The 26,741-nt window shown below is 45.9% G+C and carries 22 protein-coding genes and 3 pseudogenes; 13 read left to right on the top strand and 12 right to left on the bottom strand.

From position 1 onward, the window contains the following. Window positions 1-50 precede the first annotated feature (50 nt). Window positions 51-1,103: a [FeFe] hydrogenase H-cluster radical SAM maturase HydE gene (gene hydE / locus MKX46_RS04200; protein WP_256026076.1), complete on the top strand. Its 1,053-nt coding sequence runs from the start codon at window positions 51-53 to the stop codon at window positions 1,101-1,103. A 49-nt stretch (window positions 1,104-1,152) separates the two neighbouring features. Beyond that, complete coding sequence (gene hydG, locus MKX46_RS04195) at window positions 1,153-2,565, top strand: [FeFe] hydrogenase H-cluster radical SAM maturase HydG (RefSeq protein ID WP_013310651.1); 1,413 nt, start codon at window positions 1,153-1,155, stop codon at window positions 2,563-2,565. 146 nt (window positions 2,566-2,711) lie between these two features. Here hydG and hydF read toward each other — a convergent pair whose 3' ends face one another. The 8 genes from hydF to MKX46_RS04155 all read right to left on the bottom strand — a co-directional run bounded on the left by hydF (window position 2,712) and on the right by MKX46_RS04155 (window position 12,185). Further along, window positions 2,712-3,965, bottom strand: a complete 1,254-nt coding sequence (hydF, locus tag MKX46_RS04190; RefSeq protein ID WP_069011524.1) for a [FeFe] hydrogenase H-cluster maturation GTPase HydF — start codon at window positions 3,963-3,965, stop codon at window positions 2,712-2,714. After that, the gene (locus MKX46_RS04185; protein ID WP_081317575.1) at window positions 3,952-5,400 is read right to left on the bottom strand and encodes an aspartate ammonia-lyase; all 1,449 of its coding nucleotides are present in this window, start codon (window positions 5,398-5,400) and stop codon (window positions 3,952-3,954) included. Before MKX46_RS04185 ends, hydF begins: the two co-directional genes overlap by 14 nt. After that, window positions 5,397-5,987 carry a 4Fe-4S dicluster domain-containing protein gene (locus MKX46_RS04180; RefSeq protein ID WP_013310648.1) on the bottom strand — a complete coding sequence of 197 codons (591 nt, stop codon included), beginning with the start codon at window positions 5,985-5,987 and terminating at the stop codon, window positions 5,397-5,399. The genes MKX46_RS04185 and MKX46_RS04180 overlap by 4 nt, the downstream gene beginning before the upstream one ends. Window positions 5,988-6,050: 63 nt before the next feature. Then, the gene (locus MKX46_RS04175) at window positions 6,051-7,556 is read right to left on the bottom strand and encodes a [FeFe] hydrogenase, group A (protein WP_238437745.1); all 1,506 of its coding nucleotides are present in this window, start codon (window positions 7,554-7,556) and stop codon (window positions 6,051-6,053) included. A gap of 32 nt (window positions 7,557-7,588) precedes the next feature. Continuing rightward, on the bottom strand, window positions 7,589-8,239 hold the full coding sequence (locus MKX46_RS04170) for a 4Fe-4S dicluster domain-containing protein (RefSeq protein WP_029517399.1): 651 nt from the start codon (window positions 8,237-8,239) through the stop codon (window positions 7,589-7,591). Then, window positions 8,236-10,398 carry a formate dehydrogenase subunit alpha gene (fdhF, locus tag MKX46_RS04165; RefSeq protein WP_029517400.1) on the bottom strand — a complete coding sequence of 721 codons (2,163 nt, stop codon included), beginning with the start codon at window positions 10,396-10,398 and terminating at the stop codon, window positions 8,236-8,238. Before fdhF ends, MKX46_RS04170 begins: the two co-directional genes overlap by 4 nt. Before the next feature lie 128 nt (window positions 10,399-10,526). Continuing rightward, on the bottom strand, window positions 10,527-10,892 hold the full coding sequence (locus MKX46_RS04160; protein WP_013310644.1) for a hypothetical protein: 366 nt from the start codon (window positions 10,890-10,892) through the stop codon (window positions 10,527-10,529). A gap of 867 nt (window positions 10,893-11,759) precedes the next feature. Continuing rightward, window positions 11,760-12,185, bottom strand: a complete 426-nt coding sequence (locus tag MKX46_RS04155; protein WP_341070940.1) for a MaoC family dehydratase — start codon at window positions 12,183-12,185, stop codon at window positions 11,760-11,762. Window positions 12,186-12,422: 237 nt separating this feature from the next. Here MKX46_RS04155 and MKX46_RS04150 point away from each other — a divergent pair, with 237 nt between their 5' ends. The 4 genes and pseudogenes from MKX46_RS04150 to MKX46_RS04135 all read left to right on the top strand — a co-directional run bounded on the left by MKX46_RS04150 (window position 12,423) and on the right by MKX46_RS04135 (window position 14,605). Continuing rightward, a complete protein-coding gene (locus MKX46_RS04150) occupies window positions 12,423-12,644 on the top strand; it encodes a hypothetical protein (protein WP_039271168.1) in 222 nt (73 codons plus the stop codon). 92 nt (window positions 12,645-12,736) lie between these two features. After that, window positions 12,737-13,117, top strand: coding sequence for a phage holin family protein (locus tag MKX46_RS04145; RefSeq protein ID WP_239645201.1), 381 nt, complete (start codon window positions 12,737-12,739; stop codon window positions 13,115-13,117). After that, window positions 13,095-13,724 (top strand): annotated as a pseudogene (locus tag MKX46_RS04140) (glycoside hydrolase family 25 protein); the annotation flags it as partial. The gene MKX46_RS04145 and the pseudogene MKX46_RS04140, both read left to right, overlap by 23 nt. Before the next feature lie 443 nt (window positions 13,725-14,167). Continuing rightward, entirely contained in the window at window positions 14,168-14,605 is a 438-nt protein-coding gene (locus MKX46_RS04135; RefSeq protein WP_069010183.1) for a phage holin, LLH family, read from the top strand. Between the two features lie 102 nt (window positions 14,606-14,707). Here MKX46_RS04135 and MKX46_RS04130 read toward each other — a convergent pair whose 3' ends face one another. After that, window positions 14,708-15,787, bottom strand: a complete 1,080-nt coding sequence (locus tag MKX46_RS04130) for a hypothetical protein (RefSeq protein WP_341070939.1) — start codon at window positions 15,785-15,787, stop codon at window positions 14,708-14,710. Window positions 15,788-15,890: 103 nt separating this feature from the next. Then, complete coding sequence (locus tag MKX46_RS04125) at window positions 15,891-16,706, bottom strand: hypothetical protein (RefSeq protein WP_245231627.1); 816 nt, start codon at window positions 16,704-16,706, stop codon at window positions 15,891-15,893. Window positions 16,707-16,989: 283 nt separating this feature from the next. On the opposite strand from MKX46_RS04125, the gene MKX46_RS04120 reads away from it, so the two are divergent. Together MKX46_RS04120 and MKX46_RS04115 are read left to right on the top strand one after the other, a co-directional pair. Further along, window positions 16,990-18,405, top strand: a complete 1,416-nt coding sequence (locus MKX46_RS04120) for a helix-turn-helix transcriptional regulator (protein WP_039271170.1) — start codon at window positions 16,990-16,992, stop codon at window positions 18,403-18,405. A gap of 459 nt (window positions 18,406-18,864) precedes the next feature. Continuing rightward, entirely contained in the window at window positions 18,865-19,284 is a 420-nt protein-coding gene (locus MKX46_RS04115) for a hypothetical protein (RefSeq protein WP_069010667.1), read from the top strand. 194 nt (window positions 19,285-19,478) lie between these two features. On the opposite strand, the pseudogene MKX46_RS04110 reads toward MKX46_RS04115, so the two are convergent. Both MKX46_RS04110 and MKX46_RS04105 read right to left on the bottom strand, forming a co-directional pair. Continuing rightward, window positions 19,479-19,777 (bottom strand): annotated as a pseudogene (locus MKX46_RS04110) (SPRY domain-containing protein); the annotation flags it as partial. Between the two features lie 77 nt (window positions 19,778-19,854). Next, window positions 19,855-20,094 (bottom strand): hypothetical protein, encoded by a 240-nt coding sequence (locus MKX46_RS04105; protein ID WP_029514978.1) that lies wholly within the window; start codon window positions 20,092-20,094, stop codon window positions 19,855-19,857. A 239-nt stretch (window positions 20,095-20,333) separates the two neighbouring features. Here MKX46_RS04105 and MKX46_RS04100 point away from each other — a divergent pair. The 5 genes and pseudogenes from MKX46_RS04100 to MKX46_RS04080 all read left to right on the top strand — a co-directional run. Beyond that, window positions 20,334-20,452, top strand: a pseudogene (locus MKX46_RS04100) (fibronectin type III domain-containing protein); the annotation flags it as partial. A gap of 621 nt (window positions 20,453-21,073) precedes the next feature. After that, window positions 21,074-22,498: a 3-isopropylmalate dehydratase large subunit gene (gene leuC / locus MKX46_RS04095; protein WP_029514977.1), complete on the top strand. Its 1,425-nt coding sequence runs from the start codon at window positions 21,074-21,076 to the stop codon at window positions 22,496-22,498. Window positions 22,499-22,519: 21 nt separating this feature from the next. Further along, window positions 22,520-23,122, top strand: a complete 603-nt coding sequence (gene leuD, locus MKX46_RS04090) for a 3-isopropylmalate dehydratase small subunit (RefSeq protein ID WP_165146838.1) — start codon at window positions 22,520-22,522, stop codon at window positions 23,120-23,122. Between the two features lie 232 nt (window positions 23,123-23,354). Beyond that, entirely contained in the window at window positions 23,355-24,932 is a 1,578-nt protein-coding gene (locus tag MKX46_RS04085; RefSeq protein ID WP_341070938.1) for an N-acetylmuramoyl-L-alanine amidase family protein, read from the top strand. A 296-nt stretch (window positions 24,933-25,228) separates the two neighbouring features. Continuing rightward, a complete protein-coding gene (locus MKX46_RS04080; RefSeq protein ID WP_029514972.1) occupies window positions 25,229-26,728 on the top strand; it encodes an N-acetylmuramoyl-L-alanine amidase family protein in 1,500 nt (499 codons plus the stop codon). Window positions 26,729-26,741 lie beyond the last annotated feature (13 nt).

The following is a 26,741-nucleotide window of genomic DNA, read 5'->3' as shown; positions in this document are numbered from 1 at the left end:
CGGATGGACGAGGGAAGAAGGGATGAGTCACGGACGAATTATTACTGCGTCTGGCTGACGGCAAGGAATGGACGCATACGGAAATGATGGAGTTGCTGACACGTTTGGACGATGAGCCGACGCTGCGGGCTCAACTGAGGCACCTGGCAGCTCGCACCAAATTGGAGCGCTATGGCAAAGGTGTTTTTTTACGGGGATTAATTGAATTCTCCAGTATATGTCGTCAGGACTGCATGTACTGTGGGCTACGTGCTTCGAATAAACAGGCAGATCGTTACCGTTTGCAGCCGGAAGAAATTCTGGTCTGTTGTGCGGAGGGCTATGAACTCGGCTATCGGACCTTTGTGCTGCAAAGTGGGGAAGATTACTGGTTTACAGCAGCCCGGCTGACGAAATTGATTCGAGAAATTAAAAGCCGTTTCGCGGATGTGGCAGTCACACTGTCCATCGGTGAACGAGATGATGAAACTTATGAGCAATTATACGAGGCGGGCGCGGACCGTTTTTTGCTGCGGCATGAGACAGCTTCCCCCCTTTTGTACGCCAAGCTGCATCCGACGATGACGATGGAAAGCAGGCGCAGCCGTCTGCTGGCTTTGCAACGAATCGGCTTTCAGATCGGGGCCGGATGTATGGTGGGGTTACCAGGACAAACAAATAGTGAATTAGCAGACGATTTGGTCTATCTGCATAGCCTGTCACCAGATATGATCGGGATTGGTCCTTTTTTACCGCATAGCAACACGCCGCTTCGGAATGCCAGTCAGGGGAGCATGGAAAAAGCTCTCGATATTATTTCGTTATCCCGACTGGTTGTTCCAGATGCACTTATTCCGGCGTCCACGGCAATGGGAACGATTCATCCCCAAGGCAGGGAGAAGGCGCTTCAGGCAGGGGCAAATGTGGTGATGCCCAATTTGTCGCCACTGGCGGTGAGGCCTAAGTATGCGATTTATGAGAATAAAATATGTTTGGGAGATGAGTCTGCCCAATGTCGTCATTGCCTGGAACTGCGGATTCGTGGAGCGGGATTTGAAGTCGATATGGGGCGCGGTGATAGTTTGAGGGTGCAACGACAACTTATGAGACAGGAAACTTTGTGAGGCTATGACGGAAACATTGCAGTAACCATGAATAAGGAGATGGGTATACGTGAGTGGAGTACGGGAGAAAGTGTCGGCGGATTTTATTAATGAAGCAGAGATTATGGCAGCAGTGGAGCAGGGGAAACAAGAGGCAACAGATCGACACCGTATTTTAGAAATTTTAGAAAAGGGGAGAGCCTGCCGGGGACTGAGTGCGAGTGAAGCGGCGGCTCTTTTGCATGTGGATGATCCTGAATTATTGGAAGAGATGTTCAAATCTTCGAGGGCAGTCAAAGAGCAAATTTATGGCAACCGGATTGTGTTGTTCGCCCCTTTATATGTAAGCAACCACTGCGTGAATAACTGCGAATATTGTGGTTATAAACATACCAATGACAGCTTTACTCGTAGCCGTCTGACACCGGAGGAATTGGTGGAGGAGGTTAGAGTGCTTCAAGAACTGGGACACAAGCGACTCGTGCTGGAAGCGGGAGAAGACCCAGTCCATTGTCCCATTGACTATATCGTCGATTGTCTGCGCCAGATCTATGAGGTCAAGGTGGATAACGGCAGCATTCGGCGGATCAATGTGAATATTGCATCCACAACCGAGGAGGACTATCGGAAACTGGCAGAGGTGGGCATTGGTACGTATATTTTATTTCAGGAAACGTATCATCGGGAAAGCTATCGTAAATTCCACCTACAGGGACCAAAGCGGGACTTTGATTGGCATACTACCGCCATGGACAGAGCCATGCGTGCGGGTATAGATGATGTGGGGATCGGTGTGTTGTACGGCTTGTATGATTTCCGCTATGAGACTGTAGCGATGCTGAAACATGCCGAGCACTTGGAAGAAGCCTTTGGCTGTGGCCCTCATACGGTTTCAGTTCCACGATTGCGTCCGGCTGAAAATGTAGATCTGGAGCGATATCCGTACCTGGTCAACGATGAGGATTTTATGAAAATTGTATCCGTTCTTCGACTGGCTGTCCCTTATGCTGGTATGATCCTGTCCACGCGCGAGGAGCCGGAATATAGGGACCGCGTCATTGGTCTAGGCGTGTCGCAGATTAGTGCAGGTTCAGCTACAGGCGTAGGGGCATATGCAAAACAGGAAACTGATGATAAGCCTCAATTTGAGGTAGGGGATCATCGCTCACCATCGGAAATTATTAAAAGTCTGTGCCGTGGCGGATATATGCCGAGCTACTGCACAGCTTGCTACCGCGAGGGGCGAACTGGAGATCGTTTCATGGAGCTTGCCAAATCAGGACAAATTCATAATGTGTGCCAGCCGAATTCACTGCTGACCTTCCAAGAATATCTGCTTGATTATGGGGACGAGGAGGCGCGTGAACTGGGGGCTGCCGCTCTGCGAGAGAATCTGGAGCGTATACCACGTGAATCGACGCGCCGTTTGACACTTGACAGACTGGAACGACTGGAAGCAGGCGAGCGTGATTTGTATTTTTAGCAATTTATATTATTCGTAGTATCATTTTACGCAATGAAAATTCTCATGATTTATAATAGAACTTGAAAATAAAAAGCAGTCGCGTTGAAATCAGCGCGGCTGCTTTTGTGTGTCTGGAAAAAATATGAATGACGAGATAAAGTCTTTTAGGAATAACTGCCGGCTTCTACAGCTTGCTCCCATGCCAGCATAGCAGATGGGAAGCATTCAATAGCACGGGGAAAGACCCCCTGTACATAAGCGATGAAAATACCATAGTTCACAATCGGCACTCCGGCAGCTTTCGTTTCCGACATTCGATGAAGCATCGTACGCCGATTGAGCATGCATGCACCGCAATGAATAACCAGTGCGTATTCGCTCAGATCATCAGGGAAGCTGGAGCCGGATGCATGCTCGATGATAAGACGTTTGCCTATCGTTTGGCGGAGCCAGCGGGGAATTTTCACTCGGCCAATATCGTCAGATTGGCATTGGTGAGTGCAGGCTTCGGCAATGAGTACGCGGTCTCCATCCTTGAGGCGATCAATGGCTCTTGCACCTCGTACCAGTTCGTCCAGATCGCCCTTATGACGGGCAAATAGAATGGAAAAAGAGGTGAGAGGCACATCCTTGGGCGTGTCGGCCGCTACTTTCATAAAAACCTGTGAATCAGTAATAACCAAGCGAGGATTGCGTCCCAATCTCTCCAGCGTCAATCGTAGTTCATGTTCTTTGGTCACTACGGCGATGGCATCGCTCTCTAGTGTATCGCGGATTGTTTGCTGCTGTGGCAGAATCAATCGGCCTTTTGGTGCAGCTTTGTCGATGGGAACGACCAGCACAACAACATCGCCGGGTGACAACAGGTCACCGACGATACGGAAACGATCCTCGTTTTGGGGGAGTGTATTCGTGATAGCCTTTTTTAGTTCCGTGTCTCCCCGGAGCAAAGATGCACTAAAAGGAATCAGAGTGAGATCCAGTTCAGTTGCCAGTTTTGTAGCCGTTTTATCTGATTCAGTAAGGGTATCTATCTTATTCAATACCCCAATAACAGGAATCTTTTTGATGCTGAGCTTTTCAAGTAGCTCATACTCGAATGGTCCGACTCCAACGGTAGCATCGATGACCAGCAGGGCCAAGTCTGTACTATTAAGTATTTCGAGCGTTTTGTTGCGGCGCAGCTCTCCGATCTCACCCTCATCGTCCAGTCCGGCGGTATCTACCAAAACAATGGGACCCGCAGGGAGCAGCTCCATCGGTTTGAAAACGGGGTCCGTGGTCGTTCCTCCTACAGGAGATACCACAGCGGCGGGCTGACCGGTCAGGGTGTTCAGAATGCTAGATTTGCCTGCGTTGCGGCGACCGAGCAGGACGATATGTGGTCGGTTGCTGCGAGGGGTATCATTCATTCCCATGGTGAGTTCCTTCTTCCTGCCCCGGAATTCCGGGCTTGGTTACTGTATAGGGATGGCACAATTGGTCAATCCGCGAACGGGTCAGTAGGCCGCGATCTTCTGCAATATCCTCTGGTGCGCGACCTTGCGCAATAGCTGCAGATGCAATGGAGGCAGCTTCATCATAGCCAAGCTCCGCGACCAGCGCGGAAGCCATCACGGCTGAGTTACGCAGATTTGTAGTACAGCGTTCCTCACGCACGATCAGGCCACGCACACATCGTTCTTCGAATAGTCGAACCGCGCTGTTCAGAATATGTAGCGATTCCAGCAACGATTCGGCAATCAGCGGCAGGAATGCGTTTAGCTCCAACTGACCCGAGGCAGCGGCCATAGTGATAGCCGCATCTTCGGCTATCACACGCATGGCTGTTAGTCCTGCCATTTCAGCTATTACCGGATTGACCTTGCCAGGCATAATAGAGGATCCGGCCTGAACTGGAGGCAGAGTGTATTCGCCAATACCACCGAAAGGACCAGAGGCCAGTAGGCGAAAATCGCCAGATATTTTGTACAGATTCACGGCGGCTGCTTTGAGTAGACCGGACACCTCCACAAAGACATCCATATTTTGAATCGGATCCATCGGGTGGTCGCTGCGACTCAGTCCAAAGCCGGTCTCATCCGCCAGTTTTTCGACCATACGATAGCTGTAAGCGCGGGGCGCATTCATACCTGTGCCAATCGCCGTGCCTCCAATAGGGATTTCCCGCAGCCGCTCTTCGGCCTTATAGAGACGCCAGCGGTCGCGCGCTATAGCCTTTGCATAGGCACCAAAGCCCTGCCCGGCCATCATGGGCAGGGCATCTATTAGCTGAGTGCGGCCTAGCTTGAGTAGGTCGGCATATTCTGTTTCTTTGTGCTGTAAAGCATCCTGTAACGAAGACATTGTGTCACATAAAGGCCGAAGCAGCCGTATCGCTGCAATTCGTAGCGCTGTGGGATAGACATCATTCGTAGACTGACAGCAGTTCACATCATCCAGCGGATGTACAATTTCATACTGCCCTGGTCTGCCTCCTAGCTGTACGATGGCCAAATTAGCAATGACCTCATTTACATTCATATGGGTACTGGTGCCTGCGCCGCCTTGCATAGCATCCACGGTAAACATATGTTGGTGTCTCCCGGCGAGTATTTCATCACAAGCATATACAATGGCAGAGGCCCGTTGGACAGGAAGCCGTTTCTGCTCTCCATTCACTTGAGCGGCTACTTTTTTTACCAACACAAGAGCGTGGATCAGGTTTGGGTTCACAGGCCTGCCACTGACCGCAAAATTGTTCATCGCGCGTGCGGTGTGAATACCGTAAAAGGCGTCTGCGGGAATTTCCATCTCTCCTAACGCATCCCGCTCGGTTCGCGTATTTGTAGGTAGAGGGAAACCTTCAGTCATAGACCTGTTGCCGGAATGCGTGTCATATGCAGCAGCTGACGTGCACTTGCAGCGCGTTTTTCCTCAACCCGAGCATGAACCAGATCTGGCTCGACCAGCTTGAGGGCTTGTGTTGGACATTTACCAATGCAGGCCGGGCCGCCGTCCACACCTTCGCACAAATCACATTTGCTGGCAATCATGCGTTCTTTGGGTTGCAAACGGCCTGACATATTGGTGTACAGTCCGTCTTGAACGACAGGCTGCCCGTTTCGATACTCGGGTACCATGGTAATCGCGCCGTAAGGGCAGGCGATCATGCAGGTTTTACAGCCAATGCAGCTTTCACTGTTAATGAGAATGCAGCCATCTGCGTTCGTAATGGAGCCGTTCGGACAAGCGTTAGCGCATGGGGCATCCTCACAGTGACGACACTGAACGGGTGCAGTGACTCCAAATGATTTAATAACCTTCAGACGAGGGTGAAAATGAAACTCATCATCTGGTGAGATAAAAGGGTTCTCCGCTGAATGTGCGATGACACATGCGATTTCACAGGTACGACATCCGATACACTGGTCGGGATCAGCTAAAACAAAACGGTTCATACAATTCGACTCCTCTCTAACTAACGACAAATATAATGTATACAGCATAAAAAACTTAACGTATTAATGAATGGAGTAATCCGTATCCCCTTTGATAGAAATAGTGCTACTGCGGCTTTGCTTGCCGGGCCCCCGTTGTTGGAAGGTCGTGTGCAGAAGATGATGCGACACATGACCCAGCGGCTCACCTAGAAATTCATCATAAAGTTTAATGATGTGAGGGTTCTCATGCGATTTTCGTACCTGGCGTGCAGCATCATGTCCATAGATGGAGGATTTACGTGCCCGATAAGCTTCAATTCGTTGCTTTTCTAACATGATCTTGGGTTGTCCCCCTCCACTGATACATCCGGCAGGGCAGCCCATCACCTCAATAAAATGATAATCACATTCGCCCGCCTGGACACGATCCAATAGCTGATAGGCATGCTGTAGCCCGGCGACGACCGCTACCTTGAGCTGTAGCTTGCCTACCTGAACCTCAGCTACTCGAATGCCTTCCTCACCACGTACAAAATCGAGTTGGAGCTTCGGCAGTTTTTCATTCGTCAGCAGCTCGTAACCTGTACGGATGGCAGCTTCCATGACTCCTCCAGTGACTCCAAAAATGGAGCCTGCACCGGAATATTGCCCTAACGGTGAATCGAATTCTTCATCAGGCAGGTTTGCAAAATCAATTCCGCTCTGCTTGATCCAGTATGCAAGTTCACGCGTGGTCAGTACCTCATCCACATCACGGTAACCGTCTGATTCCATTTCAGGACGATCGCACTCAAATTGTTTACAGGTGCATGGCATGATGGCCACGCTGTATATATTCGCAGGCTCCACCTCGTCCAGTTGTGCGCCATAAGACTTGATAAGCGCTCCTAACATTTGCATCGGAGATTTGCAGCTGGATAGATGGTCTAGCAGATCGGGATATTCAATCTCGGCAAATCGGACCCATGCTGGACAGCAGGATGTGAACATAGGCAAAGGACCGCCTTCGGTCACGCGACGAATCAATTCCGTGCCTTCCTCCATGATGGTCACGTCAGCTCCAAAGTTGGTGTCATATACCCGGTCGAAACCAAGGCGGCGCAAAGCAGCAGCCATTTTCCCAGGCGTCAAGGTGCCGAATGGCATTCCGAATTCCTCCGCGAGTGAAACACGAATGGCCGGAGCACATTGGACGATCCGAAACTGTCCAGGTTTGGTCATCATATCGCTTACCTTATTCAAGTTGTAGCTATAATAGGCAGCGAATAGCGGCTCTCTGATGTCGGCAGGCATATCGCGTTCTTGTATACGCTCCAGCCGTCTAGCGGCGCTTTCCTGTGGAGATGAACCTGCCCAGTCAGATGCGTATACGCTGCATATTTGTACACATTGACCGCAAATAACACATCGGTCTGCATTAATGGTTTGCGGTTCTCCAGGCAGTCCCTCTATGGCATCTACTGGACAAACCTCAGCACAGCGTCTGCATCCCGTGCAGAGCTTCGGGTCAATATGAATGACAGGGTCTGTGCAATCAGTCGTCTTCATACAAGGAGGTGAAGAGATCTTGTCTATAGTGGTTGACATGTTTTTCTACCTTTCTGCGGCTGATTTTGACCTTACAGGCGTGGGAAAAAGACTTCCCGCCGAGGCTCTGGAGGCGAGTCGGATATACCTTTGGCCAGCCGTAGGACATGATTCGGGCAGGCATCTACACATGCAGGCTGTCCGTTCTCTGTTTCCGCACACAGATCGCATTTGCTTGCCGCGGTGCGGGGAAGGGCCACTCGATTTGCCCGGTGAGTCAGGCCGGACTGCGTCACAAGGTGTCCGGCCCGGTAGACCGGAGACACCTCAATTGCCCCGAAGGGGCAGGCCAAAACACAGGAAGTACAGCCGATACATCGATCCTCATCTATCATGACGACTCCGTCCTCCTGACGAATGGCCTGCACCGGACAGGCATGTGCGCAGGGGGCATTTTCGCAATGCCGGCATTGCACCGGCACATACGTATCCCCTGTACGAACAACATACACCTTGGGTACGACAGGAACGCTGACGGTTCCGACCGAAGCTCCTATACCGTTAGCCTGACTGTGAACGGCGAAGCACGCCAGTTCACAGGCTTTGCAGCCGATGCACTGCCCGGCGTCTGCGACTACAAAAGAAGAAGCAACAGCGCTTGTTCTACCGGCTGCTCCCATTCTACTCATCGAAGCTGACCGGGTATCAGTCGGACGGTGCATCATATTCCCTGTGCCGCTCATCTTGTCACCTTATCAGCCAAAACAGCTTCCTGGACGTTCATCTGTTTGCGAATCTGTTGGTACGATTCATGTACATCACGTTCGGCCTGAGCTTGGTCGGCGATTCGTTCCAGGCGGATGGCACAGTATTTTAATTCCGGGGTTTTGGATACCGGATCGAGAAAATCAGCGGTCAGCTCGTTGCATGCTCCAACCCACCAGTGATAGGTCATGTAGGTCGCACCTTGTTGCACACGGTCACTGATTTGTGCCCGAGCCATGATGCGTCCCCGGCGGGAGGATATGGCAACAATTTCACCATCCAGAATATTCAGATCTGCTCCGTCTTCCGGGCTAATCTGAATAAAGCCAGGCTCATCAGACAATTGGCGCAGCGCACGGCAATTGCCAGTCATGGTACGAACGGAGTAGTGGCCTACCTCACGGACTGTAGACAAGACAAGCGGGTATTTTGCATCCGGTTGTTCTTGTGGCGGACGCCATTCGCAGGCGAATAATCTGCCTTTGCCACTAGGTGTCGAAAATTGATTTCCTTTATACAAATACGGTGTACCTGGATGATCCTCAGTAGGGCAGGGCCATTGCACGCCGCCTTGCTGCTCCATTTTTTGGTAGCTGGCACCGGAGAATAATGGGCAGAGGCTACGCATTTCATCCCAAATTTCCTCTGTGTTTGCATAGGACATAGGGTAGCCCATGGCGGTAGCAACCTCGCTAATAATAGCCCAGTCTGGCTTTACATCACCCTGTGGCTCGACGGCCTTTCGGATGCGCTGAAAGCCCCGATCTGCCGAAGAATATACACCGTCATGCTCGCCCCAAGCAGTAGAAGGGAGGATGACATCGGCATGCAGCGCTGTTTTGTTCATGAAAATATCCTGGACCACGACAAATTCCAATTGGTCTAGGGCTTCACGCAACTCGGCGGCGTTCGGATCACTTTGTACAGGGTCTTCGCCGAAAATGTAATAAGCTTTCAGCTTGTTCTCCTTCAGGATGAGGTGTGGTACCTCCGTAAGTGGATATCCTTTTTTACGCGGCAGCTCAACACCCCATGCTTTTTCAAACTTTTTGCGAACCGTGGTGTCTGTTACATCCTGATAGCCAGGATACACATTCGGTAAAGCACCCATGTCACAGGAACCCTGTACATTGTTTTGTCCCCGTACTGGTCCGATACCCACATTCGGCTTGCCCAGATTTCCGGTCAACAGTGCAAGGGAAGCGAGCCCCTTTACTACGTCAACGGCCTGTGAAAATTGGCATACGCCCATTCCGTACAAAATGGTAGCGGTAGGGGCCTTTGCATATTCCCTCATAGCCGCCCGGATATCGGCCGCCTTGACCCCCGTAATGCCTTCCGCATATTCGGGAGTATATTTTTTAATGCTGTCTACATATTCGGCAAAGCCTTCTGTGTTTGCTTCCACATATCGTTTGTCGTACAGTCCTTCATGCACAAGTACATGACCAAAAGCGTTCACCAAAGCCATGTTCGAACCGCCCTTTAAGGGTAGCCACATATTCGAGATACGAGCTGTTTCGGTCATGCGCGGATCGCATACAATAATTTTGGCGCCTCTTTGCTTGGCAGCTACAATGCGTCTTGCGACGATCGGATGTGTTTCGGGTGCATTATATCCAAATACGAAAATGAGATCAGAGTGTTCAATTTCAGGAATAGAGTTGGACATAGCTCCATCTCCGAGCGAGTAAGTCAAACCTGCCACAGAAGGGCCATGGCATACACGAGCGCAATGGTCAATATTGTTCGTGCCAATGACCGCCCGCATGAACTTTTGCATGACATAATTGGCCTCATTTCCCGGACCACGTGCGGAGCCCGTTCCCATAATGGAGTCGGGTCCGTATTTTTCCTTAATTGCTGACAGCCGTTCGGCAGTATATTGAATGGCTTCCTTCCACTCCACTTCCTCCATAACTCCATTTTTGCGAATCATGGGCTTGCGCAAGCGTGCAGTCAGAATTTGCGGGTCATTCAGAAAATCCCATCCGTAGTGTCCTTTTAGACACAACGTTCCTTCATTCGTACGACCACCAGCCGGCTCTGCGCCAATTACCTGTCCTTTTTCCACCAGCAAATGAAGCTGACAACCGCTCCCGCAGTAGGGACATACGGTCAATACCTTGTCTGCCATAAGTGCAGCACCTCTTTTATATGAAATAGATGAAACTCGAAACATAAAAAAAGCCAATACAAAAATGCCGCTTTACGCTGCATCCTGTACTGGCTTATCCGCGAGCGAGGAGACAAGGCTCCTTCCCGCTAATCCAACCGGTGTATGTGTTGTAGTTCTAGAGTAATGATAATGTGTCCGTCTCCATGGACGGAGGGGCAGACCTCCCAAGTATAAGTGAAGGGACTGCCGAGTGTTTTTTCGGCTTCGTTCATAAACTCCTTTTCCAGATAGGGACGAAGGACGTCCCAATATTCTCTGACCTTGTCCTCAGCCCCTTCATGAACGAGGATTTCGGACAGATTAGACAATGTACCTCGAATTTCTACCGTAATCCGGAGCGGCGAATCCAGTGAAACCTTGACGTTGTCCGGTCCTTTTCCCCGGTAGTGTTTGACAATACATACGGCCAACTTCCTGATGCGCTCACGGTATTCCAATTCGGTATTCAACATCTGGACACTCCGCTTCGAATCAAAATAAAGGCGTACTTGCCGCGCATGCCAGACAGCCTGTGTAACTAGTTTAGAACAAGACGTAACCGTCCCGACCAAAGTGGTCTGCCCAGCACGGCGTATCACTCTTCTATGGTAGAACAGGTTGGCCCGGAAAGATGTGAAATTCATTACACTGAACCAAAATTTTACATGGATTAGCCCCCTCTTGAAGCAGCTTTACCTCTATGGTTTGTATGATGCTTCTCGTTCTATCGCATTGCTTGTACAGTTCTAATACAAAAGCAGTAGATGAATTTATTATTATTACATTGAACGAAAATGCTAGTCGAACACCAGAAGATATAGATATGTTATCCAAAATGGGTGATATCGTACGTGATTCTGCAACTACCATGATATGTGTGGGATTGGAAGTGGTATTCGTGAACATCATCTTCAGGTTATGCGAATTCCGGAAGATTAGTTGCTAAGAGGAATACTGGGTACGCTAAATCATCAATCCAACGCTAATTTGTCTGTACACAAACCAACAGATCCTAAGCAGATCGCCCAAGTCATTGTCTGTTACAAACACCCGACGAACAGCGTTGGTTTCCAAGTCGAGACCCATAATAAAGTGGCAGCAAAGCAATTTATCGCACTGTACAATCGCTTTCATCATGGGGTAAAGTGCGGGTTCAAGATGTAGAATCTATGCGAAATTCAGTTGTAGAAGGGCAACTTAAAGGTCGCCAAATGAAGAAATTACTGCAACGTGTGGCTGAACATAAAGCCGCAAGTCAAGCCATGTATAAATAAAGAGAAGAGGTCCGTGCTAGAATGCATGGGCCTCTTCAAACCTTTAATAATTGATTTTATAAAACTTTACTGTTTAACCAGAACGGATAAATCGCCTTCAAAAACTTGCTCCTCTTTGTGGTTGAAAGTCGACAGCATTACAGTAACGAGTCCTGTTCCATTCCTCATCTCTTTTACTCCAATCACTTCAACGATGGTGTACAATTCGTCGCCTGGATATACTGGCTTAATAAATTTAATATTATTCATAGCAGTTCCAGCAATAACCTCATCACCGTAACTCCCTGTTTCAACCCAAAGCTTAAAAGAAACAGCTAATGTTTGAATTCCTGAAGCGATAATTCCATTAAACCTGCCTTGTAATGCTTTCTCTTCATCTAAATGCATATATTGCGGGTCAAACTCCCTTGCAAATCTGGTAATATCCTCTTGAGTTAATTTCAAAGACTTGGTTTTAAATACTTGTCCGATATAAAATTCATGAAACCGCATTATTACACCTCTTGATTAAATTATTTGCTTATTTATAGAGTAGCATAATATCACCAATCAAGTTAAACTGTCCGTTAGCTTAATGACGTATTGTCCGTCTACAAATTTATATTCACTGAACAATATTTCCCTTTAAAACTCGTAGCGTTATAGCAGCAAATTAATTTAAGATACAAGTATGAAAAGCCACTGATAATTCAGGGGCTTATTTTGCGTCTTGAGGAGGTGACGAAATACATGGCAAAGATAAAATCCACATTGGATATACTACTGGATCTAACCAGATCGGTTCAAGAATTGACTGAGGTTATTTCTGCTGTAATTGCTTCACAGCCAGCACGCCGGAAAGAAATTCTTATAGGTTTGGATATTGCGGTAGGAAATGCATTAGCAGAGATACAGGCCCAAGAGGAAAAGAATCAAAAAGCAAATGATGATAGCTCAGGAAAAGTTTCCTGAACGGAGAGACGGGGGAAGAAGGTTGGATAAGTGGGAGTTTTTAAGTTCTGTACTGCTTTAGGAAGCAGCGATGTGACGTATTTTTATGGTGGGTGGTCGGGAGTATTGGGGGTGTTACTTGCCTGGTCATTATTGATTATGTGACCGGATTATTTGCCGCTGCCGTAGAAGGTAAGAAGGGTACCGGACCAGGTTTAAAAAGCAAGATTGGTCTTATCGGTATAGCTCGAAAGGTATTTATTTTTGCAATGGTAGCAGTATCCCATCTAATTGATGGAGTCTTAGGCGATTCGCACCTATTCCGAGATGCGGTCGCCTATTTTTATATGGAAAATGAGCTACGGTCCATTTTGGAGAATGGTGGCAGACTCGGCGTTCCTATCCCGCCTGTGATCCGACAGGCCGTAGAAGTTTTAAAAAGTAAAAGTGGTAAGGAAGGAGAGAAAGAGGATGCAACGACGAAACAGCCGTAATGCCCAAGGAATAGACGTATCCCGTTATCAAGGAAAGATTGATTGGAAGGCGGTTAAACCGACGGTATTTCATTTGCCTACATTAAAGCAAGTCAGGGGCAAGTTATGTTGACCCAACATTCATTACAAATGCAAAAAAAGCCAAGAAAGCAGGCGTGTTGTTGGGGGCCTATCATTTTTTAGATGCCACCAGTGTTGACACAGAGAAAGCGGATGCACGGCATTTTGCTGATGTGTAGGATCAGGTTGGAGGTGCCAAAGCGCTGGAGCTTCCTGCGGTGATGGACTACGAAAACAATCCTGGCAAGCTCTCCAAACACTTATTAGTGCTGTAGCATTAGCCTTTCTTTTGGAATTGGAGCGCCTGACAGGACGAAAGCCAATCATTTACACGGGTAGTGCCTTTGCCGCCAATTTTAACGCCTCATTGGGCGGTTACCCATTATGGATAGCCCGGTATAGTGACACTCGCGTCCCAAGCGACACAGTGACATGGAAACGTTGGGATATTTGGCAATACAGCGACAGCGGCAAGGTAGCTGGGATAAAAGGGAACGTGGACATGAATGAGTTTGACGGTACAGCGGACGAGCTATGTAAGCGATTCGGCGCTGTTGTCCCTGCACAAGAGACAGAATCCGTTACACCCGGCATATTCCGCGTCAATGGCAAAGAAGCGGGGAGAGCACTTCTACATGGCTCCAGAACTTATGTACCGTTGCGGTCTTTGGCAGATGTATTGGGCTTTTCTTATCACTGGGACAACACCCGTAAGGAAGCGTATTTAAACAGAGCCAAGCTGCAAACTGTCCAACTTGTAGACGATACGGCTTATGTGCAACTCAAGCCAATTGCAGAAGCTTACGGGCAGTAGTGTCCTGGGATTCAAAAAATAAAATCGCATCGTTGAAAACGAAAGGGGAAAAGTAATCATGCAATCAATTATCGAAACTGTGCAACCTTACGTAAATACCATCGCCACAGCCGCTGTGGGTGTGCTTACAGCGTTTGTTTTAGGAGGTCTGAACAAAACTCAAAACTAAGGTTAACGTGTGGCTAGAAGCGCGTACTACGGCGGCACAGAGGGAAATAATCCATAAAATTGCTGGGGAGGGCTTTGCTTTTGCTCAAACAGCATTTAAAGAAGCTGGAGGAGAACGTAAGCTTCAGGAGGCTTTGCAGTATGCTTCACTTACTCTTTCCAGTCAAGGTATCGTAGTATCCCAAGTAGAGTTAAAATCCGCGATTGAGAAGGCATATCTGGAGTATAAGGCCAAAACAAAAGTGGCACTCGCTACTGACGCACAGCCAAACGAGGAGGCAACACGGGCAGCAGCTAAGGAAGCTGTATCGGGTCTTGCCGCGAAGCTTAATGATTTTTTGGCTCAGGCTACAGCAGAGGTATCATCCGGTCAGGTTCAGACAGCAACTGAGTCTATTCAAGAACCAACAGAATCAGTACAAGCGCCTGCTACGGAGCAAGACTAATACGGCTATAGTTACAAAGTAAACACTAAACAGATAAGGAAAGCCGGAAAGATAGCGTAAACTTGCTTCTTTCCGGCTTTTTGGCATAGTTCAACAGAATGATTACTTGTTCAGCAGTATGAAGTTATGGATAAAACCCTCTTCTTGTATGAAAATGGGGGTTTGAATTTTCGATGTGAAATCATAATAATATACGCCGCGTCTTTCTGCCTGATTTTTCTGAGAAGTGCTGCCCAAATAATAGACCCCCTTGCCATCCGGGGACATATAGACAAATTGGCGGGATAAAAAGGGCAACTTTATTTTGGTACGTTTACCTGTTGCAATATCAACCAGACTATACTCGGGATTGCCGTGATTAATGAAACGAGTGGTTATGAGGAGCAGCTTATCATTACTGCTGGACATTGAAGTTATTTTCTCTTTTTTTAGTGTGACGATAGAACGCTCTTGCTTGGTAACGTTATTGATTTCTGTAACCTTGTTGTCCGGGGGGACCATAATGGTCTGTGTTCGGTCTGAGATGTCACCTTGTTTATCTCGCTCCCTCTCCGAATACTGTGAATTGTAAATTGTATTTTTTTCTGAATTATAGGCTATAGACCAAGTGATATTATCTTGGTTTTCATCATGCATAAATTTCATGGCGTGCGTTGTTTTATTGTAGAAAATAGTTTTAAGTATACGTTCTCCTTTTTTGACCGCAACCAGAACGAGTGGGCCATCTGGAGTAGTTGGTACGATACGATTGATGGCAAACAAATTATCGGTAAGCTGTTCGATTTTTTTGGTATTCAAGTCATACGAAAATAATTGGTCTCCCTTATCACCAACATCGGCAGAGTAATAAATTTTGTGATCAGGCAAGGACACTACAGAAAGCGGGTATTGAGAGGTATAAGGAACATCGGCCAGCTTGGTCAATTTTTTGCTGTTTAAGTCGTATGTCATAACTCGCATAACCATGCCTTGATCTGATTTCTTCCCATTCACATACTCTGTATAAGTCATGGATAGATACTGGCCTTTCCCGGCCGACACTACTTTTTCATTTGATTGGGCCTTTTTGGGTACAGATGATTCTGCTGGTGGGGTAAAAGAGGGAGAGCAGGATGACAATAAAGCTGGCACGAGCAGGGAAAGTATAAAGAATCTAAAAAATTTGTAGCTACTTGTTCTCAACACGAAGCATCCTTTCTGAGATAAGTGATGAATCAAACTGAAGATGATAACGAAAAGGGAAAGGATAGGACGCGAGATCCTATCCTTTTTTGGTATAAAGATCTTAAAAATCATAGGAATATCTTGCTGAAAATGAGACGTACGAATGCCATTCTAAACCTAACTTCTCTACACCCGTTTTCCAAATATCAATGACTGCATCTGGAAGACTCCCGTTATCAGCTTTATAAAAATTAGCTACGGCATTATTATCATAATTCCTTACCCGAATTTCTGTCCCGAAGTCGGGATTATCAATGGCTCCTTTTGTTGCACAGTCACCTCTTTGGAGTCTATTGGAATTTTCCCCATACGTGTCTGTGAAGTTTGTTCCTCTCCCTGTGCCTCGAACATAGCCACTAGATGTTCCGTTAATTTTAATTTCATTATCATGATCTCCATATGTATAAGTCCCAGGTGATTTGCGTGTACCGCGTGGTAATGCTTGAAGTGAAACATTATTAGTAGTAATCGCATTTTCTTTTTGATCAGGCAAGATAATATCTTTGATAAAACCTTCGCCATCATAAATTACTTTTAAACCAGGCTGAGGGTCAGGGTTATCAATATGATATACCGGTAGTGATTTGGTTGCTTCATCGATCTCTTTATCCTGTTGTTTTTCTTTTTCTAGCTCAGCCTGTTGTTCAGCAGTCAGTGGAGCAATAGCAGCTTTAGATTTTTGCTGTTCAGGTACCGGAGTTCCTTTTTCCAATACAACCATGTTATTGTTCTCATCGTATTGAATGATGGTACCCGCTAACATGCGGTCAGGGATTTTATCTCCTTTTTCGGCATTGGAGGTAGCTGGATAGGCGACCCCAAAAGAAATGAGTAGCGTTGCAGCTAGAAAAGCTTGTGGTAGAAATTTTACTTTCAAACAAAACGCCTCCTTGAAATATTTGTAAATACAAAGCCAGCGTAAAGGAATCTACTAATATTTTCAACCTTTTTATGGCATATATGAATATATTTAATATTTTTTAAGATGGGTATAGGCTGCGGAGAGTGTTCTTTACGTCATTTCATGCCACCGATTATGCCGAAGTTCTTTAATAAAATGCAAAAGAAATAAAGGTTATTGACAACTGTTAAATTATGGACAACAATAGAATGCAATAATATAAAAGTTTTGGAATTTCTGTATGAAGGGTGGATATGACATGAAGCATACACCTACGATTAGAGCAGAATTAGACGGATATTTAAAACAAGAAGGTTTGAGTCTATCGCAATTTGGGCAAGTTGCAGGCATGAATAGGGGGGCGCTAAGTGCCATTGTGACAGGAAACAAGCCTATGTCTGTTAACCAGCTTGATCTAATTACTGAGGCGATGGGTTTACCGGAAGGCCACTTTTACGACTTATTTATAGAAAACTACATCATCGACACGCCCCCGAATATGAGACGAATCGAGCCATTTTTGTATCGTTGTGCGGAGTTGGACAAGTTGGATGCGATCCGTCGAGTGGTAGGAGCCATCATGGACAATCTACTTTATTCGCCCAAACTGTTTGACATTGCAGAAACCCTATTCGCTCAAGGACGCCATGCTGCGGCGCTGCTGCTCTATGAGAGTGTAGCAGAAGCAGAGAAGTACCAACATTCTGAACGTCTGGCAGTCTGTCAATATCGAATATTTACGATTCAAATTGGAGATGATCAAAGTCGGAATATGAAGGCAGCTATACTGTTTGAGCCTTATGTCGAGCGTTTGGATGAAATAGATCAGCTTGACGCATTGAAGGATTTGGCAAACGTATATAGGTCATTACGTAAATGGGACAAGGTAGACGAAATGGCAAGGCAAATGAGAGCTAAAGCGGAAATCCAGTATAGTTTACAACACCAAGAAAAACGAAAGTTTCTAGATGATGAAAAGAGAACAAGAGGGCCATTATTTGGATACATTGCTTATGCTGACCTGTTGTGTGCTAGTGTTTGTGAAGCTCAAGGCGATTATCAACAAGCTCTACAATATACATACGCCTATGCGGATTTAGACTGGGTTAAAGAGGATGACGAGGACACAAAACACTGGGTAAACCTGTTCAGTCACTGGGCGGTAGGAAATACTTACGTATATAAGCTGTTGTCAGGAGAAATAAGCCTGCTGAACGATTATGTTGAATATATTGCTACAACATCAGCCGCTAACGAGAATGAAAAGCTTTCAAAACTGCTGAATGTTATAATCGCAGCAAACCAGTTTAGCATAGATGTAGACGATATACTCAAACGATTTGAAACGCTAATTGCGACTTTTTCACAACAACCATCATCAGATGATATGTATACCCGACAAGTGATACCGGATTATATCGCGTGGTTTGGTTACGAGTTAGGTTTTTATTATTTATACCGAGGGAAGTACATTGATGGCTTTAAATATTTGATGAATGCAATGGTAAAGTCACATATAATAAATAATGAAACTTACTTTATAAACTGTATGGGGTTGTTTGTTCGTTTTCAAGCCCATGCAGTTCCTGAAACTAAAGCTGAGTATTTCAATTTTATTGAAAGGGTGTGGGAAAACAATGTTCAAAAAAATGGTACTTTTAGTCATCGCGGCTAGCTTTTTGTTTATTGTTACTATGCCGGACCAAGCCTTTAACCACCACCATAGTATTCAGCCTAACGTTACCATTGGAGGATTTTAAAGAAAAAGCTCTGCTAACCTTATGGTTGGCAGAGCTTTCTTCAGTGTAGGAATTACCACACGATTTACTCGAATACTATTTCTGAAGTGATCAGCATGAACTATACATATAGAGTGTCAAAGTCGGATATAGAACTTTTTGCAGATGCGTTAGGCCAGGTAAGAGTATATGTAGTACAGCCGTTGAGCAATGAGTTGATAACGGTCGTTGACTACGGCGGAGTAGTGGAAAAGTTTTCGCCTGATGCAATTAAGATTAACGAGTCGTATTTCTTTCGTAAGCAGTTTGAATTTAGAGTAGATCTTAAAGAACCTACCAAATTGTAATCGGTAGCCTTAAAGGTAGACCATAACAAAAAATAGGAGAGGAAAAGGATGAAGAAAAGAATATTTCTGTTCTCGATTTTATCTTTAGCTATAGCAACTACGGTAGGTGCTGCTTCAGCTTCACCAAGTATAACTAGCAAAAACACCATAATTAATCAAAGATCGGGGGGAAGCGCAACTGTAAAAGAATCCTTTAGTGTCCCTAAAGGATGGGGTCATGTTAAACTTCGTATGAAGAATCACTCTGATCATCCAGTAAAGGTAAGTTTAACTCACAGCGGTTCAAACAAACTATATATTGAAGGATTAGTAATCGCTCCTCACGACACAGTGACTTGGAAATCTACTGACCAAGGTTTCAGCGACGGTTTGCGTTCTGGAGACTACATACTTCAGTGGAGAGGCAGCGACTATAAAGTTAATGGGGAAACATGGGGGGTAGCTGATTCACAGCCTGGAAATCTCTAAGTTATCCTAGCTATACAACTGTCCTTCTAGCCGTTTGGTGAGGAGGGCTAATTATGCGTTTGTTCAAGCCAACAAGTGAATTAATCCCCTTAATTGTTCGGTAGAGCTTTTTTTCATTGATCAGTTTGAATTTAGAGTGGATGTGAATAAGGACTCCGCTGGTATGTAACCAGTATGGAGTCCTTTGGTGTTTATTATTTAGTTGAATACTCACTTACTTCAACGTAAGGATTTTGTTGAATATTACGTAGTCTTTACGGTTGCTGAATGGTCCCTTGTTGTTATTGTGCTTATCAATGGCAAAGAATGAAGGACCTCTACCAGTATCCTTTGCGTCATACCAAGCGGTGAAAGCATTCAATTCTTTTTTACTCAGATCGAATTCTTTATCAAACCCATTACCCATGGTTACAGTAAGAATAGCGCGGTCACCAGTTGCTTGAGAGGCCTCATCTGTATCGGACGAACCAGGTGTTGTAGACGGATCTGGTGTTGGTGTTACCGGCAAATTATTGTACATCTCGAAGGCTCCAAGTGAAAATAGAGAATTACCATTATTACTAGTGATGTTCAAACGGTATTTTTTATATTTTGTTTCATTGGTAAATGAAATTCTTTTTTCTCTTTTTCTTTCCAGTTAGTAATATTTTTTTGTGTATCGAGAATGACCCGTGAAACACCGTCCGACCCTTCGAACATCCAATCTTTTGGCGATTCGGTTAAACTAGATCTACGTGGAGCCAACACATATTTGTTGACAACTACAGGACTTTCAAATTCATAAGCAATCCAGCGTGGATACTTCGCCACGCCTCATAATATAGTATTGAGAAGATTTAATATAATTCCAAGTAATAACAGGGGAGTAGGATCGATCTTGGGTAAGTCATCAGTTAGATAAATATGCAAATATTTAAATTGTATTTATAGATTGGCAGGTTTATGTTTAGACACATTTCGAGGAATATACTTCCAAATATATACAGTAAAATAATGAAGCCTCTGTCACTCCACAAGGAGGAGGTCAAACTGACCCTGAGCAACTCTCAGGTAATCGCGCAATCATGGTATTGACCATGACTACCGGTTTGGACAAGGAATTTGACTTAAGCATGAAAGAGGTCAATGACTTTATCGCTTGGTTGAGAGCAGACAGGCTGGTACTGGATTGACTAAGCATTTTTTGTTAAGAAGCCCTTCCTTTAATCAAGACCTCGCATAGCCTATGGAGTATAGTACCCTAAAATAAAGGAGGCGTTACGTGTGGGGGAAATGAAAAGAGACTACGCGGGAATCACCGGAAGAGTTTGGACGTCGATAGCTGCTGTCTTGGCACTGTTCATTTTGCTGGTAATCATCTTGAAATTAATTCATTTATAAAGATTCTTAAGCTCCACCAGCAGCCACATTAGCTCCTGAGGAATGTATAAGGTTCGCCGTTCGACCCGTCCCCGACCTTAAAGAAGTTGGTGAAACAACAACGTTTTGAAAACAACAGAATGACCTTCAGCCGCTTTTCCGGAGTGGGTAGGGGAATAACCCCTTAACTACGCCTGATCCACGCCGGAGCGGCTGAAATAAGTGGACTGTTTTTACTATTAAGAGCTGATAGAAATCAGTGCAAGGAACCGCCTATATTCACCTCATCTATTCTTATAGCCTTAACCTATCACTTCTATAGATATCATATCTTAGACCAATCAGACATCCCGTGGTATATTGTTGACATTCAAGAGAGAGCCGCTCAGCTTCTCTCCACTAGGTTCGAAAAACACAGGGGTGAATAATGATGAGTAAAAAGACTATGTTCGAGAAAATTTGGGATAACCATGTCATCTATCAGGAAGCAGGTAAGCCGAGTATTTTGTACATCGATCTTCACCTCGTACATGAGGTAACATCGCCACAGGCGTTTGAGGGATTACGTCTTAGCGGCCGTCAGGTACGTCGTCCAGAGCTTACGTTTGCAACGATGGATCATAACGTACCGACTAAGGACCGTTACAATATTACGGACCCGATTTCCAAGCAGCAAATTGATACATTAACTCAAAATTGCCGTGATTTCGGTGTCACACTGTATGATTTGGATACGGTGGATCAGGGTGTCGTTCACGTTATGGGGCCTGAACTTGGTCTGACTCATCCGGGCAAAACGATTGTTTGTGGTGATAGCCATACTTCCACACATGGGGCGTTCGGAGCACTCGCTTTTGGTATCGGAACCAGTGAGGTAGAGCACGTAATGGCAACACAATGTCTCCAGCAAGCCAAAGCCAAAACGATGGAAGTTCGCTTTGTAGGTACCCGCAAACCTGGTGTGACAGCAAAAGACATGATTTTGGGTGTCATCGCCAAATACGGTACAGATTTCGCTACAGGCTATGTTATTGAGTATACAGGTGAATCTATTCGCGAATTGAGCATGGAAGAGCGCATGACTGTGTGTAACATGTCCATAGAAGGCGGAGCCAGGGCAGGAATGATTGCACCGGACGAAACCACCTTCAACTACTTGCGTGGACGTCAACATGTAGCACAAGGAGACGCTTTCGAGCAAGCGGTTGCTGAGTGGAAAGAGCTTGTCACAGATGAAGGCGCTGAGTTTGATGTTGTGCTGGAGTTTGACGTAGATGCTTTGATTCCTCAAGTAACCTGGGGAACGAGCCCGGGTATGGGTACAGATATTTCCTCAACCGTACCGATTCCGGCAGAACTGCCAACCGAAAACGAACGTAAAGCGGCTGAGAAAGCGCTTGAATATATGGATTTGAAGCCAGGTACTCCGATCACGGATATTGCGATTGATTATGTGTTTATCGGCTCGTGCACTAATGGGCGGATTGAAGATTTGCGTGCAGCCGCTGAGGTTGCCAAAGGCTACAAGGTTTCTGACAAAGTAACGGCCATCGTCGTACCAGGTTCGGGACGTGTGAAAATTCAGGCTGAAGAAGAAGGACTGGACATCATTTTTAAAGAAGCAGGATTTGAGTGGCGTGAAGCAGGATGCAGTATGTGTCTTGCGATGAATCCAGACGTGCTGCAACCGGGACAGCGTTGTGCTTCGACTTCTAATCGTAACTTTGAAGGTCGTCAGGGACGCGGAGGACGGACTCATCTGGTATCTCCAGCAATGGCAGCCGCTGCGGCGATTCATGGGCATTTTGTTGATGTACGGGATTGGAAATTCAAGCAGGAAGAAGTAGTCCGCTAGGATACAGGGGGAGGAATTACGATGGAAGCTTTCACAACATTAAAAGGAATTGTAGCACCTGTGGATCGGGTGAACGTGGACACAGACGCTATTATTCCTAAGCAGTTTTTGAAACGAATTGAGCGTACGGGCTTTGGACAGTTTCTGTTCTACGAGTGGCGGTTTGATGAAGAAGGCAATATCAATCCTGAATTTGAACCGAACAAGCCTCGTTATGCAGGGGCGTCTGTGCTGATCTCTCGCGCTAACTTTGGCTGTGGCTCCTCACGTGAGCATGCACCGTGGGCGATTATGGACTATGGGTTTCGTTGCGTAATTGCTCCGTCTTATGCAGATATCTTCTATAATAACTGTTTTAAAAACGGTATATTGCCGATCAAGCTGTCTGAAGAGCAAGTAGAGGAATTGTTCCAGCGTACGGCGCAGCATGATAACTACCAACTGAACGTAGACCTGAATGAAAAAACAATCACAGACGACTATGGTCTGAAAATTGAATTCGATCTGGATGAACATCGCCGTCAGTTCCTGCTGCAAGGCTTGGACGATATTGGACTGACACTCCAGCATGAATCTGAAATTCTGGCGTATGAACAAAGACGCGCTGCGAAACAAGGCGCATAATCATAATTCCCAGTTTAGGTTCAATACGAAGCCATATAGCTTGCTCATTTGTTAGACAGAAAGCCCGTACTGGCAATCCTTTTGCCTGCGGGCTTTTATCATGCTCAAAAAATAAATTGGAAAATAAGGGGTTGACGGTTCGACTCAGCATGGTATTGTAAATGTAAAATGGTTGAAGGACTGTGTCTGTGAGAAACACCAAAAAATACATATATAAGTTAGGGGAATGAGGATGAAGAAATATGGTTGGGTGATACTAGCGGCTATCTTGATTTGGTTGTGGCCGTCCTCCCCTCATGTGAACGCGGCTGGAGCAGATTTGTTTTTAGATGGCAAAAGGGTGGAAGCGCCTGCAGATGCCAAGCCTGAAATGGTCAATGGAAAAATCATGGTACCGCTAAGGGTGGTTGGGGAGCAGCTTGGATATCAATTCAAGTGGGAACCACAATCCTATAAAATCTCAATTCAAAAAAATAGTACCGATATGTCTATGTATGTAGGCCGTACATCGGCTGATGTGAATGGAAAAACAGTTAGTCTGGATGCACCTCCTGTGCTTCGGGGCAGCTCAACCATGGTTCCATTACGTTTTGTTGGGGAGCAAATGGGACTAAAAGTAGATTGGAATAATAAAAGTAAATCCGTAAATCTCAGTCAAAAGGCTGCAACTCAACAAGCAAATAAACAGTCACAATCCCAACCATCGTCGCAAACGTCAACACGGAGTACAACAAGCACCAATAAAACGTCTTCAGCAACAGCGACGACAATAAACCCAGTTGAAGCAGATAAGCATACTGAAGCTGCATCTTCACCAACCAAGCAGCAAAATACAGAACAGACCGCAGCAAATGCGTTGATTGTAAAAAATATTACTTTTGAGGGTGAAACGTTAAGGATTTCTCTGAATAAAGATGTTACCCCTAAAGTATCCAAAATGACGGGGAATGATCGTATTGTTGTAGATTTACCCGGGGCTTCACTGGCGACTGATTTTCTTCAGCCGTTCCCGATTCGCACCGATGGCACGCGGGCGTTGACGAATAGTGACAGTGAGGATGTGCAGGAAATTAGATTTGCTCCCGCAGATGGACGAGATGGGGGCGTACGCATTGTCATTGCTTTAAATCAGACACATGATTACGATCTTTCAACCAATGGCCTAGGTGATATCACCCTTCAATTGCGTGAGCGTAGTGTGAATTCAGCAGTGGTAACACCAACGAATGTCGAAGGACGGCGAATCGTCGTAATTGATCCCGGACATGGTGGCAAGGACCCTGGGGCAGGTAGTGTGACTGGGCGACATGAAAAGGAATTTGCATTGGCGGTAGCGTTAAAGGTCGAGCAGCTTCTGCAAAATGATCCCGATATCCAAATCATATTGACTCGTAATGGAGATACGTATCCCACGCTGGATGAACGACCACAGCTCGCTAATAATCAGCAGGCTAGCGTGTTTGTTTCCATTCATGGTAACAGTATGCCAGCTTCTAATAACGGAAAAGCTAATGGGTCAGAAACCTATTATGCACGTCAGGAAAGTTTGAGCCTGGCCACGATCATGCACAAGCATCTTGTAGCAGCAACCGAGTTCAAGGATAACGGCATTAAAGTGGCAAACCATGTGGTGACGAGAAAATCACAAATGCCTGCAGTATTGCTGGAGTGTGGCTACCTTAGTAATATATCTAATGAAGCAGCCATGTTCACAGAAGAAACACAAGAGAGGATCGCTGAAGGTATTGTCGATGGGTTGAAGGAGTATCTCGGAACAGCAGGCACAGCAGCAACGGAACCACTTAACTAAGTGAGGTTTACAATAAAAGCTACTTTCCACCTTTTTAATGAAAATTCATGGGGGTGAAAAGTAGCTTTTTTAGTTTTTTCGGCTGTGACTTTTGATGGAAAGCAAATGATCTATATTTTTAGTCAAAATTCGACAAAAGTAGTTCTTTGGCACGTATATTTCTGTTATGATGGAATATATTCGCAACTTTTGGTGTGAGATAACGTCTAAAAGGTTGTCTGATATTACATAAGCGCGTATATCAGGTCGCCGCACCGGAGCATGTGGCAAAAAAATTATGAATGGAAGGGTGACGAATGAAGAAATTTGGTTTTTTGTTGTTATTATTTGTCTTCATGTGGGCGGTTCCGGGTTATGGACATGCGGCTTCGAGTGGAACACAAATCTATCTCGACGATCAACAGTTAAGTGTCCCTAGTGGTGCTAAGGCACAAGTAATTGGCGGAAGTACAATGGTCCCGCTACGCGTAATTTCTGAAAATTTGGGATATGACGTGACATGGAAGCAGCAGGCGCGAACCATAACGATTGAGAAGGACAGTACCTTGATCCGAATGATAATCGGAAGTAAGACGGCGACTGTCAATGGAAGCGACATTAGTCTGGATGCTTCGCCTCTGCTGCGTTCCAATTATGCCCTTGTACCGCTTCGTTTTATCGGCGAGCAAATGGGACTGGACGTAAAATGGGACAGCAGCTCCAAGTCCGTAAAATTATATACCCGCAGTAGCGGGTCTGGAAACGGGGAATTTACACCTCCCAAGTCCGGAAATAACAGTACAGGTACTGGAAGTGTAACTGCACCAACGAATAATGCAAACTCAGGTGTTACACAGGTGCAGGGAATCAGTTTCAGCCAAAACCGTTTAACTATCACAACAGCCAGTGCCGTCAAGCCGAAAGCGTTTACGATGACAGGCCCTGATCGGGTAGTGGTGGATTTGCCAGCGACTGCGTTTGCTGACAATTTCGGAGACCAGCAAAAGCTGGATAGCAGCTTAAATGGTTCGCTGGACATTGAGAATGAAGCGGATGTGTCCGGTATCCGTTATGCTTTATTCCAAAAGGAACCTTCAACGGTGCGCGTTGTTATTGATTTGAAACATGCCATGAATTATACCGCATATAATGATGGCTCGAATCGTGTTATCGTCGATCTGGCTTCCAAAGATTCAGTGAATACCATGCCAGACGCAACGTTACCAGATGGCTCACAGCCGGATGACACACAGACATCACCAACGAACAGCAATGGTAAAAAGGTCGTTGTTATTGATGCTGGTCATGGAGCAAAAGATTCTGGAGCAGTTGGTGTTTCGAGAAAAAACTATGAAAAGACCTTCAACTTAGCGATGGCTCTGAAAGTAGAAAGCATATTAAAGCAGAACCCCAAACTTGAGGTTGTGCTGACACGCAGTGATGATACATTCTTGGAGCTTAAACAGCGCGTAAAAGTAGCTGAAAACCTTAATGCTAACGTGTTCGTGTCCATTCATGCTAACAGCAGCGGTAGCTCAGCTTCCAACGGTACAGAGACGTATTACCAGCGTAGTGCAAGCAAAGCGTTCGCCAACGTTATGCACAAGTACTTTGCACCTGCGACGGGCCTAACAGACCGCGGCATTCGTTATGGCAATTTCCATGTAATTCGGGAAACGACTATGCCAGCCGTATTGCTTGAAGTAGGATATCTGAGTAATGCAAAAGAGGAAGCCACACTGTTTGATGAAGATTTTCAAAACCGGGTAGCTCAAGGGATTGCAGATGGAATCACAGAGTATCTCGACGTAAAATAAATCTTCAACAAAT

Origin of the sequence: Paenibacillus sp. FSL P4-0113 (assembly GCF_038009305.1) — a bacterium.
GTDB lineage: Bacteria > Bacillota > Bacilli > Paenibacillales > Paenibacillaceae > Paenibacillus > Paenibacillus polymyxa_D.
This window is presented reverse-complemented; position numbering and strand designations above follow the sequence as displayed.

Coding starts and splice junctions, on each gene's coding strand:
- MKX46_RS04120 (WP_039271170.1), top strand. CDS start 16,990: ATGAAGCATACACCTACGATTAGAGCAGAATTAGACGGATATTTAAAA.
- leuD (WP_165146838.1), top strand. CDS start 22,520: ATGGAAGCTTTCACAACATTAAAAGGAATTGTAGCACCTGTGGATCGG.
- MKX46_RS04180 (WP_013310648.1), bottom strand. CDS start 5,987: ATGAACCGTTTTGTTTTAGCTGATCCCGACCAGTGTATCGGATGTCGT.
- MKX46_RS04085 (WP_341070938.1), top strand. CDS start 23,355: ATGAAGAAATATGGTTGGGTGATACTAGCGGCTATCTTGATTTGGTTG.
- MKX46_RS04175 (WP_238437745.1), bottom strand. CDS start 7,556: ATGTCAACCACTATAGACAAGATCTCTTCACCTCCTTGTATGAAGACG.
- MKX46_RS04150 (WP_039271168.1), top strand. CDS start 12,423: ATGGCAAAGATAAAATCCACATTGGATATACTACTGGATCTAACCAGA.
- leuC (WP_029514977.1), top strand. CDS start 21,074: ATGAGTAAAAAGACTATGTTCGAGAAAATTTGGGATAACCATGTCATC.
- fdhF (WP_029517400.1), bottom strand. CDS start 10,398: ATGGCAGACAAGGTATTGACCGTATGTCCCTACTGCGGGAGCGGTTGT.
- MKX46_RS04160 (WP_013310644.1), bottom strand. CDS start 10,892: ATGTTGAATACCGAATTGGAATACCGTGAGCGCATCAGGAAGTTGGCC.
- MKX46_RS04170 (WP_029517399.1), bottom strand. CDS start 8,239: ATGAGCGGCACAGGGAATATGATGCACCGTCCGACTGATACCCGGTCA.
- MKX46_RS04155 (WP_341070940.1), bottom strand. CDS start 12,185: ATGCGGTTTCATGAATTTTATATCGGACAAGTATTTAAAACCAAGTCT.
- hydF (WP_069011524.1), bottom strand. CDS start 3,965: ATGGGAATGAATGATACCCCTCGCAGCAACCGACCACATATCGTCCTG.
- MKX46_RS04080 (WP_029514972.1), top strand. CDS start 25,229: ATGAAGAAATTTGGTTTTTTGTTGTTATTATTTGTCTTCATGTGGGCG.
- MKX46_RS04185 (WP_081317575.1), bottom strand. CDS start 5,400: ATGACTGAAGGTTTCCCTCTACCTACAAATACGCGAACCGAGCGGGAT.
- MKX46_RS04115 (WP_069010667.1), top strand. CDS start 18,865: ATGAAGAAAAGAATATTTCTGTTCTCGATTTTATCTTTAGCTATAGCA.